This is a genomic window from Dietzia sp. Cai40, assembly GCF_014145165.1.
In the GTDB taxonomy this organism is placed as follows: domain Bacteria; phylum Actinomycetota; class Actinomycetes; order Mycobacteriales; family Mycobacteriaceae; genus Dietzia; species Dietzia natronolimnaea.
Genome location: NZ_JAALEB010000290.1, coordinates 1 through 1,679, shown reverse-complemented (window position 1 = coordinate 1,679; position 1,679 = coordinate 1). Strand labels below are relative to the sequence as shown.

The following is a 1,679-nucleotide window of genomic DNA, read 5'->3' as shown; positions in this document are numbered from 1 at the left end:
GTTCGACGCCCTCGACGCCGATACCGACCTGGTGACCATGACGATCGGCGGTAATGACGTGGGCTTCGCCGCCGTGATCGTGGCGTGCGCCCTGCGGCCCAACACCGCACCCGAGCTGTTGCCGCTCGTCGACGGCGCGACGGCGAGCCTGTCGAAGGGCTTCGATCCCACCGCCGGGTGCTCGGACGTCATCGACAGGCAGGCCGCCCGCGCGCTCGAGACTCTCGACCAGCGCATGGACGCGGTGTACGCCGGGATCGCCGAGCGCGCACCGCAGGCCCGCGTGGTGACGGTCGGGTACCTGGCCGCGGTGCCCGCGGACGACCGGATCATCGAGCAATCCCCGGCCTGCGCTCCGTTCATGGCGATCAGCCGGGAGGAGCGGGCCAAGGTCCGCGGCTTCCAGGACAGCATCAATCGCGTCGTCCGCAACGCCGCCGAGCGCAACGGCGCCACCGTCGTGATCCCCGATGAACCGGGCCACTCGATGTGCACCCCGCCCGAGAACCGCTGGGTGGACTTCACCGGGCTGGACACGGGCGCGGTGCCGGTCCATCCGACCACCGCCGGCCATGCGCACGTCGCGGATCGGGTGCTCGCCGCGCTGGGCGATGCCTGAGTCCGGTCACGTCACCTGACGACTGTCCAGTTGGGCCCAATTCGGTAACGAAGCGGCGTCGATGAGAGAACATAGAGCTCATGCTCACCACTCCTCGGCGCCGCTTCGCCGGTTCCCGCACCCTCACCACCTCCCTCGCCCTGGCCGCGTCCGCCGTCCTCACGGCCGCACCCGTCGCTGGTGCCCAGTCCACCACCCAGGCGGACGGCACGATCGCCCTCGGCTCCCTGGGGTCGAGCGTCGGCACCCCTGTCAGTGCGTCGGGTTCGCTCGGCTCGCTCTCGACTCCGGCCTACGCCGACTACGTGGCGCTCGGCGACTCCTACGCCGCGTTCGGGGACCAGACGGAGCCCGTGGTCACGGATGGCCCCGCCGCCCGGTGCGGCCGCAGTCTGACCAACTATCCGAATGTGCTCGACGTGAACCCGGCGGTTGGTGAGCTGGTTGACGTCACCTGCGGCGGGGCGATCATCCCCAGCCTCACGGGGTTCCAGTACGACGGGGTCCCCGCCCAGCTGAACGCTCTCGACGCGGGGACGGATCTTGTGACGCTGTCGATCGGCGGCAATGACGTCGGCTTCGGCACGATCGTCAACTGCATCACCAAGCAGGACGACTACGCCACCGTCCCCAGTTGCCGGGAAGAACTCGACGACGAGATCACCGCCGCCATCGACACCGTCTTCGGCGCGGGCGTCGAGGAGGACGTCCCGGTCGCGACGAAGGTCGACACGATCTACGCCCTGATCGCCGAGCGGTCCCCCGGCGCGACGGTCGTCGCGACCCAGTACCTGCCGCTCATGCCCGCAGAGGGAGAGAGCTGCGCGTTCACCGAGCGGCTCGTCCCGGACGACGTGAAGTGGGCCCGCGAGGTGACCGCGAAGATCAACGCCGCCGTCGACGCCGCCGCCATCCGCAACGGTCACGTCTCGGTCCTGCCCGTCGACCCCACCGTGGACCGCAGTGCGTGCGGCGACGCCGATGAGCGCTGGACCGACTTCCTCGGCGGGGCCCCGACCGGCGCCTACCCGATGCACCCCACTGCCCTGGGCCAGCAGGC

At 70.5% G+C, this 1,679-nt stretch carries 2 protein-coding genes; both read left to right on the top strand.

Features of this window, described 5'->3' with window-relative positions:
- Window positions 1-619 (top strand): SGNH/GDSL hydrolase family protein (locus G6022_RS11370; RefSeq protein WP_182691596.1); only part of this gene is annotated, 619 nt, incomplete at its 5' end.
- Window positions 620-699: 80 nt separating this feature from the next.
- Window positions 700-1,679, top strand: a 980-nt coding sequence (locus G6022_RS11365) for an SGNH/GDSL hydrolase family protein (protein WP_182691594.1), incomplete at its 3' end; no start/stop codon positions are given.